The 15942-nt window shown below is 44.4% G+C and carries 15 protein-coding genes; 2 read left to right on the top strand and 13 right to left on the bottom strand.

Annotation, left to right across the window (positions count from 1 at the left end):
* Positions 1-6 precede the first annotated feature (6 nt).
* The 4 genes from fliD to FM019_RS13665 all read right to left on the bottom strand — a co-directional run bounded on the left by fliD (position 7) and on the right by FM019_RS13665 (position 4375).
* Positions 7-1470 carry a flagellar filament capping protein FliD gene (gene fliD / locus FM019_RS13680; protein ID WP_143836498.1) on the bottom strand — a complete coding sequence of 488 codons (1464 nt, stop codon included), beginning with the start codon at positions 1468-1470 and terminating at the stop codon, positions 7-9.
* Positions 1471-1489: 19 nt separating this feature from the next.
* Entirely contained in the window at positions 1490-1930 is a 441-nt protein-coding gene (locus FM019_RS13675) for a flagellar protein FlaG (RefSeq protein ID WP_143836497.1), read from the bottom strand.
* 99 nt (positions 1931-2029) lie between these two features.
* Positions 2030-2854, bottom strand: a complete 825-nt coding sequence (locus tag FM019_RS13670) for a flagellin (protein ID WP_143836496.1) — start codon at positions 2852-2854, stop codon at positions 2030-2032.
* 693 nt (positions 2855-3547) lie between these two features.
* On the bottom strand, positions 3548-4375 hold the full coding sequence (locus FM019_RS13665) for a flagellin (protein WP_143836495.1): 828 nt from the start codon (positions 4373-4375) through the stop codon (positions 3548-3550).
* A gap of 69 nt (positions 4376-4444) precedes the next feature.
* Here FM019_RS13665 and FM019_RS20835 point away from each other — a divergent pair, with 69 nt between their 5' ends.
* Entirely contained in the window at positions 4445-4594 is a 150-nt protein-coding gene (locus FM019_RS20835) for a hypothetical protein (protein ID WP_185969288.1), read from the top strand.
* Positions 4595-4866: 272 nt separating this feature from the next.
* Here FM019_RS20835 and FM019_RS13660 read toward each other — a convergent pair whose 3' ends face one another.
* Together FM019_RS13660 and FM019_RS13655 are read right to left on the bottom strand one after the other, a co-directional pair.
* Entirely contained in the window at positions 4867-5709 is an 843-nt protein-coding gene (locus FM019_RS13660) for a flagellin (RefSeq protein WP_143836494.1), read from the bottom strand.
* A gap of 367 nt (positions 5710-6076) precedes the next feature.
* Positions 6077-6901 carry a flagellin gene (locus FM019_RS13655; RefSeq protein WP_143836493.1) on the bottom strand — a complete coding sequence of 275 codons (825 nt, stop codon included), beginning with the start codon at positions 6899-6901 and terminating at the stop codon, positions 6077-6079.
* Between the two features lie 260 nt (positions 6902-7161).
* On the opposite strand from FM019_RS13655, the gene FM019_RS13650 reads away from it, so the two are divergent.
* Positions 7162-8097: a hypothetical protein gene (locus FM019_RS13650; RefSeq protein WP_143836492.1), complete on the top strand. Its 936-nt coding sequence runs from the start codon at positions 7162-7164 to the stop codon at positions 8095-8097.
* Here the strand turns inward: FM019_RS13650 and flgL are convergent.
* From flgL to flgF, 7 genes are read right to left on the bottom strand one after another with little or no spacing between them, the layout of a single operon-like run.
* Positions 8094-9323, bottom strand: a complete 1230-nt coding sequence (gene flgL / locus FM019_RS13645) for a flagellar hook-associated protein FlgL (protein ID WP_143836491.1) — start codon at positions 9321-9323, stop codon at positions 8094-8096. The genes FM019_RS13650 and flgL overlap by 4 nt on opposite strands.
* 9 nt (positions 9324-9332) lie before the next feature.
* Positions 9333-11426 carry a flagellar hook-associated protein FlgK gene (flgK, locus tag FM019_RS13640; RefSeq protein ID WP_143836490.1) on the bottom strand — a complete coding sequence of 698 codons (2094 nt, stop codon included), beginning with the start codon at positions 11424-11426 and terminating at the stop codon, positions 9333-9335.
* Between the two features lie 24 nt (positions 11427-11450).
* Complete coding sequence (gene flgJ / locus FM019_RS13635) at positions 11451-12422, bottom strand: flagellar assembly peptidoglycan hydrolase FlgJ (protein WP_143836489.1); 972 nt, start codon at positions 12420-12422, stop codon at positions 11451-11453.
* A gap of 20 nt (positions 12423-12442) precedes the next feature.
* Complete coding sequence (locus FM019_RS13630) at positions 12443-13567, bottom strand: flagellar basal body P-ring protein FlgI (RefSeq protein WP_143836488.1); 1125 nt, start codon at positions 13565-13567, stop codon at positions 12443-12445.
* Complete coding sequence (gene flgH / locus FM019_RS13625) at positions 13567-14256, bottom strand: flagellar basal body L-ring protein FlgH (protein WP_143836487.1); 690 nt, start codon at positions 14254-14256, stop codon at positions 13567-13569. The genes FM019_RS13630 and flgH overlap by 1 nt, the downstream gene beginning before the upstream one ends.
* Positions 14257-14267: 11 nt before the next feature.
* Positions 14268-15056, bottom strand: coding sequence for a flagellar basal-body rod protein FlgG (gene flgG, locus FM019_RS13620; protein WP_143836486.1), 789 nt, complete (start codon positions 15054-15056; stop codon positions 14268-14270).
* A 33-nt stretch (positions 15057-15089) separates the two neighbouring features.
* Entirely contained in the window at positions 15090-15833 is a 744-nt protein-coding gene (gene flgF / locus FM019_RS13615) for a flagellar basal-body rod protein FlgF (protein WP_143836485.1), read from the bottom strand.
* Positions 15834-15942: the final 109 nt, after the last annotated feature.

Here is a 15942-nt window from a genome sequence, read left to right as displayed (position 1 = left end):
CTACTCCTATGCTTGTCCAAGGGACGCTAACAATGCATTACCCGTTTGATTCAACCGAGCGACTGTCTGATCCAGATTCAAATATTTATCTCGTAAGATTTGCTCAAAACTAAGCATACGCAATTCAAACTGTTCTCTTTCTGTAGCAAGTTGATCTTTTTCGTCATTTAACGACCGTTCACGAGTCGTCAGCAATCCACTGAATGTTGTATATTCCTTGGTATACTCATAAAGCCTTGCTGCAATGCCTTCTTCAGAATCGGTAAATAATGCGGCAATATCATCGAAGTTATTTTCCAATGCGTCTTTTAACCGATCTTCTCCGCTGCCAATGCCAAATTCATCGCTGGAACTGATTTCAAGCTCACCGTCCTGATTGAGCTCAACACCTATGGCAAACAGCCCACCAAGAGCAGAAGAACTCACGTTAGAGCCGATGATACTTGCTAAGCCCTGAGTAATGCTCCGCGCCATAAAATCACCGGCAAGCGCGCCATCTTCTTCTAATTCGGAAGTACCGTAACTCGTTAGAGTATCTATTTCCCGGGCCAAGTTATTAAAATTATCCACGAAATCACGAATTTTTTTATCTAGCCCTTCTGTGTCAAACCCAATCTGTAATGTTGAAGTTAATGTTGTGACACCATCAGATGCTTTTGAAGAGGTCGCGGTGGCCTCAAACGAAACACTTGAAATAGTGTTCTCAAATTCGTTTGTACTGGATTCTACCGCAATACCATCTATCGTAGCTTGCGCATTTTGCGCGCTGATGACAGGGGATAAGAAGGTGCTTGTTTCAGTTGAGTCGGTAGTGGAAACGCGATCTAAGTCCGCTAAGTTGTCGTCGTTGACTATAACAAGGTCATTACCGTCACCAGTGGTGGTGGAGGTAAAAACAAGTTTAGCTCCGCCATCCGTTGTACCCGTATCGATAATACTGGCGTTGACACCAAAATTATTATCATCGCTGTTAATGGCAGTAGCTAGTTCTTGGAGTGTTTGCCCTGCAGTGACATTGATACTAAAACTGTCACCTGTACTGTCAATTTTGAATGTCAGACTTCCACTACCTGCAGAGAGCACTGAATCCGTGCTATCTGAGAAACCACCAGAGACCGCGTCGGCTGTTTCGATGCGGCTGCCACTTGCTAACCGCTCAATGCCTATTTGGTATTCAGCCTTTACCGCACTGTTTGCGGCTTCTGCTGTAAAAGGTTCGTTATTTTCGTCAGGATTAGTGATGGTCGGCTCGCGACCTTGCAAATTGAAGTCGCTGCGCAACTCATCTACTGAATCAAGAAAATCGCTCATCTTCGATTTCAACTGGCCAATGCCAGAAATCTGAGAGTCTAACGATTCCTCTTTTTTATCTAAACGGTCTTGTTTAGGCGCACGTTCAGCAGCAATAAGCTGCGTGACTAGATCGTCTAGCGCCAACCCTGACCCAACACCTAACGACTGGATTGTCATGACGAACCTCTTGTTACTATCAAACCTGTTTGTTGAACAGTACCCCTACTGCACTACCTACGTCAGCTTGGAGCTCTTTTATTCTTTCCGACAGTGCCAAAACCTCTTCAGATGGGATTTGTCTAATCACTTCACCTGAAACTGAATCTGTGACTTTTACCACCGACCGTTCACTTTTCTCATCAACAGAAAAAGCCAATTGACGGTTGGTTGCTTGTAGAAATTCACTGATTTCGTTAACAGCACTCTCAATTTCTATCGATTCATTGTTTAATGAATCCTGTCCTCTTGATTCTCTGTTATCGGCATCATTTAGGTTTTCTTGACCACTTTGCCGAGTTGCCTCTTCGGCTGGCGCAATGGCAACTTGTTGCCGCTGTTGCTCAAGATTTGCAGCGTTTGCACTGGCATTATCTTGCTGAGCAAAATTCTGGCCAATTTGTGAAAAATTAACGTCCATCTTTCACCTCCACTTAAAAAGGAATAGCCACTAACTAAAAGTATAGTGGCTTTATCATTCTTACACTAACCATATGGGCCTATTTATCTACTGCGGAAATTATCCAAGTAGAGATAGTGCCGTTTGAGGACGCTGGTTAGCCTGACTCAACACAGACAATGATGCCTGTTGAACAATCTGGTTACGCGTCAATTCAGCTGTTTCAGAAGCAAAGTCAGTATCACGAATACGTGAACGTGCACCTGCGATGTTTTCTGAAATATTGCTCAAGTTACGAATGGTAGATTGGAAACGGTTTTGCAATGCACCCAAATCGGCTCTTGTTGAACCTATCGTAGAGATTGCAGCGGTGATCGCTGTTAATGCTGCAGAAGCACCATCAACCGTTGCAACAGTCAAACTTCCAATGCTAAGTCCAGAAGCTCCGAAACCGCCTGAACGAGACAAATTAACAGAGATTGTTTGACCACCGTTTGCACCCACAAGGAATGCAGCCGAGAACGATCCAGTCAATATATCTACACCACCAAACTGAGAATCGGTTGAGATTCGAGAAATCTCGGTTTTCAATGCAGAAACTTCTGCTTGAAGTGCCGTTCTGTCAGCTGACGTATTGATACCGTTTTGTGATTGCACAGCCAATGTACGAATACGTTGAAGTGAGTTAGTAACCTCACTCAATGCACCTTCAGCGGTTTGTGCAAGTGAAATTGCGTCATTCGCGTTACGCACTGCTTGATTCAAACCTTGAACCTGAGTGGTTAAACGGTCAGAAATCTGAAGACCGGCAGCATCATCCGCAGCACGATTGATACGAAAACCAGACGACAGTCTTTCAAATGACGTACTAAGTGCAGTTCCTGAATTTGCCAACTGACGTTGAGCATTCAGTGAAGACACATTGGTGTTTACAAATAAACCCATATTTACCTCCTGAGAATCAACCGCAAATGGTTATTTTTGCTGATTGATTCGCCTCAATTTCGACTTCTAGGACTGTCATCCGCAAAGTCGCCTCACTTTTTTTGAAGAAGAGCACCTCTACTCTTCGTCAAAATCAAAATTCTTTAGATAGAATTCCCCTCAACTAAGGTTATCGACACACTCTTGAGATTCTTTAGTTTTTTTTGCACTTTTTTATTTTAACCTAACCCATTGAAATATATTAACATTTAACAAATTAAGAAAATTTTAGGAAAAATTAATTTTGGATTTTTGAATTTTTTAAGATTTACAGCTTGCCGATAGAAAGAAATGTATGGGTTTGGATTGAATAATAAATTCGTTTTTGGCACAGCTATTGCTTTTATTTCGACACAACGTGAAAGCAGTTGCATTCGTCAACTTTCTGGCATAAGAATAAAAAAGGCCAGATCAAATGACCTGGCCAACTTGCTCACGTTAGGAGTACGAGCAAATACTGTTTCTGTCCGGCTGGCAGGGTTAGAGAATGAATACTGGCCTCTCAACCAAACTTCTACACTCTCCGTCCTGTTAGTCGGCTTTTTCTTCTGGCGTTTCCGCCACAAGTCCTTCCTTGGTAAGCCGTCTGCAAAGCCATTTGCAGCGCTGGGGTTGGCCTCTCAGTTCCTACCCTCTATCGAATGGGTTTCATTATTACCCAAGCAATTGCAACGCAGATTGTGGCCGTTGATTTGCCTGACTTAAAACCGTTATGGTTGCTTGTTGAATAATTTGGCTACGGGTTAAACTTGCCGTTTCGACGGCAAAATCCGTATCTCGTATACGCGATCTTGCCGCTGACACATTTTCTGAAATGTTGCCGAGATTACGAATGGTTGATTGAAAGCGATTTTGCACCGCACCCAACTCAGCGCGTTTAGCGTCGATAATAGAAATCGCGTTTGAAACTCGTGTCATGACGGCAGAAGCCTGACTTTCTGTTTCTACCGAAATTTCTGCGCCGTTAAACAGTCCTGATGCACCAAACCCACCAACACGCGAAATGTTCACACTTATGGTCTGGCCAGCATTGGCGCCCACAAGGAATTTGGAAGAATAGATACCATCAAGGATATTCACGCCACCGAATTGAGACGTTGCAGCAATCCGACTGATTTCTATCTTTAGTGCGGACACTTCTTTTTGCAGCGCTACTCGATCAGCAGAGGTATTGATTCCGTTTTGTGATTGAATGGCTAAAACACGTATCCGTTGCAGTGATGCCGTAGTTTCTGCTAAAGCACCTTCCGCGGTTTGCGCTAAGGAAATACCATCATTAGCGTTTCTAACCGCCATGTTAAGCCCTAAGATTTGTGACGTCATACGGTTGGATATTTGCAATCCTGCTGCGTCATCTTTGGCACTGTTTATTCTAAAACCTGATGAAAGTCGCTCAAACGCGGTACTTAGATCGTTGTTGACGGTAAATAATTGCCGCTGGGCATTTATTGCCGACGTATTTGTATTGACAAATAACGTCATGACTCACACTCCTACAATTAAAATAACTAATTGATTTAATTATATTTAATATAGGAACTAGATATTCACATGGTCAATATTCAAACTGGCACACAAGATGCATTACTTGTTGTGTCAGTCATTTATCTGACTGGCATGTTTGCCACGCTTTTTGCGGGCAAATGCTATACAATAAGCAAGAGCGAAAGCTCAGGTCGACGGGCGGAATTGATGGCCTAAACCTCAATACCTCTCACTACCTCCTGGCTTCTTTTCTGCCAGTCGACTGCCCATTAAAAAAGCCTAGGCTTTTTTCTGAGCCGAGAGTTCGCACCGCTGATGTATAGCAATGTTTTGCTAGTTCTTATAGTAAAACTGTCGTTCTTCGGTCGGTTGCAGCCTGCCCCCACATTTTGCATACCGACCGTTTTCTTTTCTTTGTTAATCACTCTTCAATGTTGCAGCCTGCCCCTTTGCTTGCTCAGCATCATTTTTCATGAGTTAAACTCCACTTATTGAAGTAGCTGCAACGCTGCCTGAGGTCGCTGATTCGCTTGTCCAAGTACCGTAATACTGGCCTGTTGAATAATCTGCCACCTAGTCAGCTCTGCTGTTTCGACCGCAAAGTCCGTGTCACGAATACGTGAGCGTGCTGCGGAAACATTTTCAGAAATGTTACTTAAATTTCGGATCGTAGACTGAAAACGGTTTTGCACCGCACCCAATTCAGCGCGCTTGGCGTCGATTATTGATATGGCCCCAAGAATAGCGCCCATTGCTCTGGACGCATCTGCTTCAGTAGCTACAGAGATATTATTCGCCGCAATATTTTGCGCACCAAACAAACCGGACGTTCCATAACCACCAGCGCGAGAAATATTTACACTGATAGTTTGTCCAGGGTTAGCACCAACTAAAAATGCAGACGAGAAAGATCCACCCAATATGTTTACACCACCAAATTGAGAAGTGGCCGCGATCCGACTGATTTCGAGTTTTAGTGCTGAAACTTCCTGTTGCAGGGCCAAACGGTCAGCAGACCCATTGATACCATTTTGTGATTGCACCGCTAATACACGGATACGCTGCAATGCAGAAGTTGTTTCAGCCAAGGCCCCTTCTGCGGTTTGCGCTAAAGAAATTCCGTCGTTGGCATTTCTCACAGCCATGTTCAAACCGAGAATTTGCGTGGTTAAACGATTGGATATTTGTAAACCTGCCGCATCATCTTTTGCATTGTTGATACGAAAGCCGGAAGACAACCTTTCAAAGGCCGTACTGAGATTATTGTTCGACGTGAATAGCTGACGAGTTGCATTCAACGACGACACATTCGTGTTGACGAATAAAGACATTTTTTTCTCCTAACGATTTATGCAAGCCGCCGACCTATTATTGTTATTAGTGGTCTTCGCGGGTTTACTTCAGTGCGCTTATTTTTGTTATTTATTGCGTCACTTTTGAGTCGTGTACTTATTTTTATTTGAAGTTATACATCGCTCTTGCAACCTGTATCGTTCAGGATCAATTTTTTCTTTAAAGAATTTTCACTTTAATTATTTATTCTTATATTTTTCATATAGTTAAAAAATAAAAAGGCCGACAAAAATTGTCGGCCGAAGCGCTCTTACGTTAGGAGAGAGTGAGCGGGACTCCCTACGAATTGGGCCATTAATTTCAGAAACACTACCTCCTGGCTTTAATTTCCCATGCGTATCTGAATTATCCTAATAGCTGCAGCGCTGACTGAGGACGCTGATTAGCCTGAGACAATACGGTTAAGCTTGCCTGTTGGATGATCTGATTACGTGTTAACTCAGCAGTTTCAGTTGCAAAGTCAGTATCTTTGATACGTGAACGCGCACCTGCAACATTTTCAGAAATATTACTTAGGTTTCTGATAGTGGATTGGAAACGATTCTGCAATGCACCTAAATCAGCACGCTGCGCACCAATAGTTGAAATCGCAGCTGTGATAGATGTCAAAGCAGCTGAAGCATCGGCAATGTTCTCTACACTAAGCGAACCGATACTCAAACCCGAAGCTCCAAAGCCGCCGCTACGAGATAGGTTGACAGAGATAGTCTGACCACCGTTAGCACCAACAAGGAAAGCTGCAGAGAAAGTTCCGGTAAGAATATCTACACCACCAAACTGAGAATCTGTGGCGATACGCGAGATTTCAGATTTAAGTGCAGAGACTTCTGCTTGCAAGGCTGTGCGGTCGGCAGATGTATTGATACCGTTTTGTGATTGAACGGCTAAGGTACGAATACGCTGTAGCGAATTAGTCACTTCTGATAACGCGCCTTCCGCGGTTTGCGCAAGTGAAATCGCATCGTTAGCGTTACGAACAGCTTGGTTAAGACCTTGAACCTGAGTGGTTAAACGGTCAGTAATTTGAAGACCAGCCGCATCATCTGCAGCACGGTTTATACGAAAACCGGAAGACAAACGCTCGAACGACGTGCCTAATCGGTTAGATGAATCAAAAAGTTGACGTTGCGCATTTAAAGACGAAACGTTGGTATTTACGAATAATCCCATGGGACCTCTCCTACACTCTCTGTCCAGCGTTTCGCTGGCAACCGAAAAACTCGGCGGTTAAAAAACACATTCAAGAACATCAACTTAAAAATGCATAAGTTGGTGTTACTGGCTCTCTCGAATTAGGGTATCGACGATTTCAAAAAACCCTTTAACAAAAAATCACGAAAAAAATCATAAAGAGGCAAATGATTGCCGCTTTGCATTCTGTAATCATTTGAGATTCAATGGTTTTTTAGCGATAGGATTTTTTATAAAAAATGACACTTTTGTGGACAAAAACGCTTTATAAAAGCCATAAACATGCGGCATTTACTGACTTGATCAGTTTTGACGACAAACTTTTTTGCTCGTTTCGTGTTGCCTATGATCACATGAGTCAAGATGGTCAGATTCGAGTTTGCTGTTTAGATCGAGCATCAAATGTGCTTTTCTCTACACAGCTTGCTATGCGTCACTACGACCTAAGAGATCCAAAACTCAGTATCATGCCAGACGGAAAATTATTGATGAATGCTTATGCCAGGTGTTATGACAAATCGGGCAAGTGGACACATAGTCGCAGTTTGTGCTGGTTTTCCGACAATGGAAAAAGTTGGTCAAGTCCCCATTGGTTCGGTGAACATAATTGGTGGATTTGGCGATTGACCTGGCAAAACAGCAATGCTTTGGGCATTGCATATAATCGTCATCAACAAGCGCTTAACCTATACCAAGGTAATCCACTACGGAGTTTCCATTGTACTGACCGTTCAATATTGGGGTTAGCCTCTCATGATTTAGGCTATCCCAATGAAACGGATATTTGTACAGATGATAATGGGACAATTTATGCGATTGCTCGTCGGGATGCAGATAGTTTTACGGCTCAGTTCGGCACCTCGTCGCCGCCTTATAAAAAATGGCAATGGCATGATTTGGGTTGCTATATTGGCGGGCCCGCGATGATCGCATTAGATGATTCCAAATATTTAATCTGCGGTCGAATTTGGACAAAAAAACGTTTTAAAACTGCGTTAATGGAATTTGATCTCGCTACAAAAAGGCTCAAACTGTTATCGATGTTGCCATCTGGAGGAGATACCAGTTATCCGGGTATGGTGAAGGAAGCTGAACATCTTTGGATAAGCTACTATTCAAGTCACATAGACAATACTAGCGCCATCTATTTGAGCAAAGTTTTATTGCCAACCTAACGAATAAAGTCGAACAGGGTTAATCCCGTGACTCGTGAAAAGGTTGCCTGTGCTGCCTGTAATGCTGTTTCCTGTTTACTCAATTCCGACACCGCTTCGGCATAGTCAACGTCTTCGATAACCGAACGCGCAGACTTATGAGCAATTTCCAGATCTAAATTGGACTCCAAAACCGATTGGGCGACGTTAATTCTTCCCCCTAACGAAGACGTTGCATTGGCTAGGGATTTTGAACCATTGTCCAAAGCGACCAGTGCGTCAGCAATGGATTCTTGAAAATCCGCATCAGACAAACTTTCATCGTTTAATGCTTCAAAGAATTGGTTTAGTGTTTCGGCGACATTATTTTTTTCAGGTTCGTTTAACTCAAAATCAAAGGAATCTCCGACTCCACCAGAGACGGTAAATTCGATCCCCTCAAACACGAAGGGTTGTCCGGATTCAAAGCTCAGTGTATCGACAGTCGTACCCAGTCCAATATTATCAATTTGGATTTGATTGCCGGCTAGTATGGTCGCCCGATAATCGTTGTTTGCTGGGGTCACAGCATCATAATTTTGTGTAAAAAACCGGTCAAACGCTGCTTGCTCGGATATCCGCGAATCAACAGAGGTGGTCCCGGCTTGAGCAGTAATCGAAACATTGAACCGAGCCAGCACATCTTCAAAAACGCTTTTTCCTGAACTATTGCTCTGGATAGAAACAGCATCGGATACTTGAATGCGTTTTACCCCATCATCGCCAGAAAATGTGTATTTCTTCCCTGTCGAAGATGGATCAAAACTGAAAGCTTGGGTTTGAGATTGGTAGCCCGCAAATATATATTCGCCATTGGAGTTTTGCGTGTTCATCAATCCAAAGACTTCGTCTCGAATCGAACCAATCTCTATACCTATGGCCTGCAAGTCCGTTTTGTCATAAACACCATTCCCCGATTGGATCATCAACACCCGAGCGCGATCTAACGCGTTATTGATATTTTGCAATACCACTTCTTCTTGCTCCAACGAATTTTGCAGCAAATCATTGTTGCGTTGATATTGAGTAATTTTGTCTAATTCTTCTGTTAGACGAACCACTTGCGCCGCACCAACAGGATCATCAGAAGGCCGAAGCAACTTTTTACCCGACGATAACTGCTGCTGGATATCTGAAAGGTCGCCCTGATTACGGGTGATTGCGTCAATACTTCGATCAAAAATCTGATTGGTGGATATTCGAGTCATGATGAATAATTACCTTGTTGCACTGAAGATAGTGTCAAACAATGATTGGGCAGTTGTCAAAATTCTAGCCGCAGCAGAGTATGTTTGTTGATACCTAACCAGATTGGCCGCTTCCTCATCCAAGTTCACTCCGGACACCGATTGGAACCAATTTTCAGATTGAGATTGCATGGCTTCTGCGGCAGTTAACGAAATATCAGCCGAAGCAGTTTTTGCACCGATGTCGCTAACGATATTAGCGTAAGATTCTTGGAACGAAATGAGCGTAGTACCATTATTATTCTGCAACATCGAATCTTCATTTTGCAATGCTGCCAGTTCCAATCCATTGCGGTTGTCATCAACACCATTGGTATTGTAACCGATGGTAAAAGCGTCTCCAGCGACCGGCGTTCCTTGAAGACTGAAGTCAAATCCGGGGAAGTCCGTTTGTGCACCAAAAGGCCAACCTGCTGCGTTGGCGGCTTGGTTCATTAAATCGGTGTAATTTGTCACCCCAGACACGGTAACAAGCAAGTTATTTGCTTCATCATATAACGCAAACTCCGTTTCACTATTAAACTCTATTCTTGCTGGGCTGCCAGCAACAAAGCCTCCCGCCCCGTCAAAGGCAGAAGCATCTGGATCTGTCAACGTCGTATCAACAAAGGTGTTAGTGACAGAAGATGCAGTAAGCACCGCATCACCGAGGTTGGCGAGTTCACTGTCCACGCGAAATGGTGATGCCAGCGCAATATCTTCGGGCCTTGTCATGATCACATCAATCCGCTGAGCACCCGATTTTGTTGGCTGTATAACAAACCGGTCTCCCGCTGCGTAGGTTGCGCCATCGGGAAAATCCAATTCCAATCCACCAATAACTTCGGTGAACGTGCCGCTTGCTGCTTCGACTCCAGTGTAAGTCTGGGTGATGACATTCCCACTGGTGTCCGTCACTTCAGTACCATCAGGGTTAACTAAGGTTACGGTAAAATCAACCGTATCGGGCGCACCGGCGGTTGTACCCGTGATCTCGACAAGGTAATCAGCACTTGTGATTTGTGATGCTGCGGATTCAGTCATACGCCCATTAATGGTAAGCGCCAAGTTTGAGTTTGCGGCATAATTGAGGCCCTGAAACTCTGGATTGGAGAATACATTGCCGCCAAGTTGTAGATCGAAGTCCATGCCCAATCGATTTTGTTCGTTAACGGCAGAAGTTAGAGCCAAAGCAATTTGCCCTAGTTCTCTTTGTCCTTCAGCCAGGATCTCGTCCCTATAACGAAATAACCCGCCGATCTCACCGCCCAGATTCATTTCCGGCAAACGCAAGGTAGTCGGTTTACCAGTGCTAGCGAGATAAAGATTGCGATAAGCCGGATCGGGATCGCCACTGAGTTGAAATAAGTTAAACGAACCATCCTCTAACACCAATGATTCACCGGATGACAAATTCACCATTACCGAACCGTCTTCACGTCCATTGTCTCTTGTCTCAATCGACATCATTTTGGAGAGTTCCAAAATCGCCTGATCACGCTCGTTTTTTAAAACGCCGGGTTCATCAAATAAATTATTCCCTTCTGCAACAACGATGTTTTTGTTCAAATCAGCGATCGTTTGAATAAGGTTATTGGCACGATCAGTCATCGCATCCATTTCAAGATTGAGTTCTCTTTCTTTGTCGTCCATAAACCGTGAGAGTGTGCTTACCTGGCCAATAAGAGCGTTGGCTTCACCTAACACCAATTGTCTGGCGGCCATATTAGTCGGCTCGTCTGTTGCGGTCTGAAGCGAGCTAAAAAAGCGGCTCATGCTGCTGGAAAAACTATTTGCTTCGCTGGCAAAGATGTTGTCAAGCACTGACGCCCGCTGAAAGTAGGTTTCAAACTCTCCGACTTGGGTGGTGTCCCGACGCAATTGATTTTGTGCAAAGGTATTGATGACCCGCTCCGTCATACCGCGACCGACACCGCCCACAAGTTGGCTCTCGAAGGTAGTTCGCTCGCGCACATAGCCTTCGGTATTCACGTTGGCAATATTATTACTGGTTGTCGACAAAAGTTGGTTACTAGCTCTAACGCCACTTGTTGCAATGGTGAATAAATCTGCTGCACGGATCATGACAAAAACTTCCAATCAGACATATTATTCGCCTCCGCCGCTGCCAAACGAAAGTGCTGATTTGAAGGTGTCACTGTTCAACACAGACATAATTTTTTCAGCATAATTTGGATCCGTAGCGTATCCAGCGCCCTGTAAATGCTCAAAGTAGCTTTTAGGGTCGGTTGTGTTTTGCAAGGCCTCTTTGTAACGCGGGTTTTCTGTGACAAATGACACATAGTCTTTTAATGCGTCAGTAAAAGAGTCGTAACTTCTAAAGCTGGCTTTTTGCTGCTTTGCTACACCTTGTTCAAACTCAATAGTATTGATTGAAGTTTTTTCGCCATCCCAACGACTATCTGCTTTGATACCAAAGAGATTGTGAGAATTTTCGCCTTTGGCATCATGGATCATGTAACGCCCCCAGCCAGTTTCCACCGCTGCCTGCGCCAACAGAGCTTTGGCGTCTATACCAATTTGTTTGGCGAAGTTTTGTGCATGCGGCAATAACGTGGCAATAAATTCAGAAGGTGACGAAAAAGCAGCCTGTTTGCTGGCGTTTTGATTAACCTGCTTCTCTGCTCCTTCGGCGGTAGTAGGCGTTTGATATTGCATACTTTCCTGACGGCTTAAACCGGCCAGGTTGGCGTTTTCACGCAGTGCACTGGCGGGCATAAAACCATCTTTGCCAGGGCTGAGCTGTTGAACAATCAGTTCGGCAATGCCCATATTGCCGCGAGTGGATAAATCTACCGCGAGCTGCTGATCGTGCATGTCTCGATAAAATTTAACTTGTTGAGAATTAAACGGACTATTTTCATCAGCGAGTGCGTCTTGCGCTTTACGCATAGACTTGAGCATCATTTGTACAAATATCGCTTCAAATTGCTTGGCAGCCTCTTGCAAGGCGTCTTTGTCACCGCTTTGAGCCGCCTGACGCAATTTATCAATGCCTTGCATGTCATGCACATTTCGTGACATTTCCATTTGGCTATTGATGTGATTTTTCATATCCATGGTAATGAAATATCCTGGGCCTAAATGACCACAAGCTCGCCCTGAAGTGCTCCCGCTTCGCGCAGCGCCTCTAAGATTGCCATTAAATCACCCGGTGCAGCGCCCACTTCATTCACCGCTCTTACGAGTTGATCAAGGGTGACTCCCGGATCGAATTTAAACATCCGGCTGTCATCCAAATTAACGTCAACGATAGACTGGTTAGTGACCACGGTTTCCCCTTCTGCCAACGCATTGGGCTGAGAAACGGTTTGGTATTCAGATATTGTTACTGTCAGACCGCCATGGGTGATCGCGGCAGGTAATAGCCTTACATCTTTACCGATGACGATGGTTCCCGTTCGACTGTTTATGATCACTCTTGCCGGCGCATCGGCTGGGGTGAATTCAAAATTCTCTAGGGTGGCAACAAATCCTACTCTTTGTCCCACGTCTCGTGGGGCTGTCACCCGAACAGAGGCAGCGTCTATGGGCGTTGCAATCGCAAAACCATTGCTTGGCTCTGCACCCAAACGCATGTTAATGGTGTCGGCGAGTGCTTTTGCCGTGGAAAAATCTGGAGAGTCCAGGTTCAGTGTCAAAAAGTCGTTTTGCATTAAACCACTAGGTACAGCACGCTCGACTAACGCACCATTGGCAATTCGGCCTACGGTAGGGGTATTGGATACGATCCGTGAGCCATCAGCCCCTTCAACACCAAAACCACTGACTACCAAACTTCCTTGGGCAATAGCATAAACATTGCCGTCTAATCCTTTCAAAAATGTTTGCAAAAGCGTTCCACCTTGCAAGCTGGCAGCTTCTCCTACAGAAGAAACCGTTACATCAATTTTTTGCCCAGGTTTGATAAAAGCAGGAAGCTCTGCATGCACGGCTACGGCTGCGACATTTTTAATCTTGGGTTTAATGTTAGAAGCTAAACTAATACCAAAATTTGACAACATAGTCCGAAAACTTTGCTCTGTGAAAGGGCTTTGTTCGCCCGTACCTGGTAGACCGACGACCAAGCCATAACCGACTAACTGGTTGCTTCGAACACCTTGAATTGAGACCAGGTCTTTTATGCGCTGAGCTTGACTAAACGGGCTGCACAATATCAAGATTAATGTGTAAACCAAAACAGTTTGGCGCTTAAATAATTGCATTAAAATGGCCACCATTCAGAAGAGAAAAATTTTGTTAACCAGCCTTGTTGTTGTGCGCTGGCGAAGGTTCCTGTTCCGCTATATTGAATCCGTGCATTGGCTATTTTTGTTGAGACAATTTCGTTGGTTGGGCTGATGTCTGCCGGGCGTACAATACCTGTTAAGCGGATGTATTCGTCACCATTGTTTAAAGTAATCCACTTTTCACCGCGTACCAGCAGGTTTTGATTGGACAATACTTGGATCACAGTTACAGAGATATTGCCACTCAAATTGTTACTTTGATTGGCTTGAGCGTCACCAGCAAAATCGCTTTCAGATTCCAAATCAAATTGAATACCTCTGCCACCAATATTTACTACATTGCCGCCAAGTCCCAATAAAGGATCAACGCTAACTTCAGTTTCACGTGAAGTTGTCGTGCCTGCGGATTTTGTCGCGCTGGTGTTTTCCCTCAAATTAACAGTAATGATGTCCCCTACTCGTCTGGCTTTTACATCTGAATAGATGCTATTTGCCATATCAGCCTGAAAAATCGATCCATCTTCGGCAAGATTTTGCCGTGGCATGTCCGGTATTACCGGAGCATAAAACGGATCATTGGGCAAAGGCCCAACATGCTGATTTGACGCGCACCCAGAAAGTCCACATAGCGCGATAACAACGAATAGAAAAAGCTGTTTGCTCATGACAAACCTCGTTAAAGTTGCTGAATAACCTGACCCAACATTTGATCCACTGACGAAATAACCTTTGAATTCATTTCATATAAACGCTGGCTCTCGATTAAGTTAACCAGTTCCTCGGTCACATTAACATTGGATGTTTCCAGAGCGCCTTGCACAATAGACCCCAAACCTTCTAATCCCGGTACACCTTGTAATGGCGCACCACTCACAGCGGTTTCAACATATAGATTTTGACCGATTGGCTGCAAGCCAGTTGGGTTGATAAAATCTGATAAGCTAATTTGGCCCAAAACTGCCGGGTCGGCCTGACCACGCAATGTAGCTGAGACTTCGCCATCTTGAGAAATAGTGATCTGTTGAGCATCTTCAGGAACAGTGATATTTGGCTGTAACAAAAAGCCCGCACCGGGTGTGACAATTTGCCCCTGATCATCTAAGGTGAACTGCCCATTTCGGGTATAGGCTAAGGTGCCATCTGGTTGTAAAATCTCAAAAAATCCGCGGCCTTGAATTGACATATCCAGAGAGTTTTCGGTTGTGAGCATATTGCCTTGCGTATGGGATTTCTGTGTAGCAACAACCTTACTCCCTGCGCCTAGCATCAAGCCTGAAGGTAATTCAGTATCCGCTGACGAGCGACCACCGGGCTGATTGATGTTTTGATATAACAAGTCTTCAAAAACGGCTCGATCTTTTTTAAAACCAACCGTGCTGGCATTCGCCAGGTTGTTCGATATCACGGCAACATCAGTTTGTGCCGCATCGAGTCCGGTTTTGCTAATCCATAATGCTGGGTGCATTGTTCACCTCCGCTAATTAATTCTGAAAATAACTTAAATAATTCTGAGTAACATGTTGCCGCGCATGTCCATGGTGTCGGCTTTTTTCATCAATTTGACTTGCATCTCGTAGTGCCGTTGTAGGCTGATCATGTTGACCATTTCTTCAATCGCATTGACGTTGCTGCCTTCTAACATACCGGTACGTACCCGGACATTGATGTCTTCATCAGCTTGCTGACCATCTTTAAGACGAAATAAGCCATCCTCTCCGCGTTCCATGTTGCGAACATTAGGATTGACAAACTTTAGCCGCCCAACTTCTTCTAAAACGGTTTCTGGCGCGCCCTGGGGACGAACTGAGATAGTGCCATCATTGGCAATATTGATGTTTGATAGCGGTATAGGTAGAAAAATAGCACCGACATCACCTACCACAGTATTACCGTGCGCATCTTCCAGACTGCCATCGGCGCCCATTTGCAAGCTACCGGCACGGGTATAGGCCTCGTTACCTTGTGAGTCTAAAACACTGAACCAACCGTCACCTTGAATAGCAACATCTAATTCACGATTAGTTTGGATCATGGCTCCGCCTTCATAGTTATTTGAAGGCGACTCTGTCATTGAAAATACCCGTGAAGGCGTACCCTCACCATATGCCGGCATGGCACGAGCATTTTCCAGCATAGCTTTAAAGCCAGTGGTTTGCGCATTGGCCAAATTATTCGCGCGAACTGCAGTCCCTAATAGATCTTGTTTAGCACCGCTTGCCGCAATATAAAGTAGCTTGTCCATGACATCTTATTGACGTTGATGATTCATGCTTAAATCTTTGCAATAAAGGTGCCAGAAACTGCCTAATTGTGTGGATTTTTAGGTGAGGATAATTTTGATATGAGGTATG

This window comes from Aliiglaciecola sp. M165 (genome assembly GCF_007197995.1).
GTDB lineage: Bacteria > Pseudomonadota > Gammaproteobacteria > Enterobacterales > Alteromonadaceae > Aliiglaciecola.
This window is presented reverse-complemented; position numbering and strand designations above follow the sequence as displayed.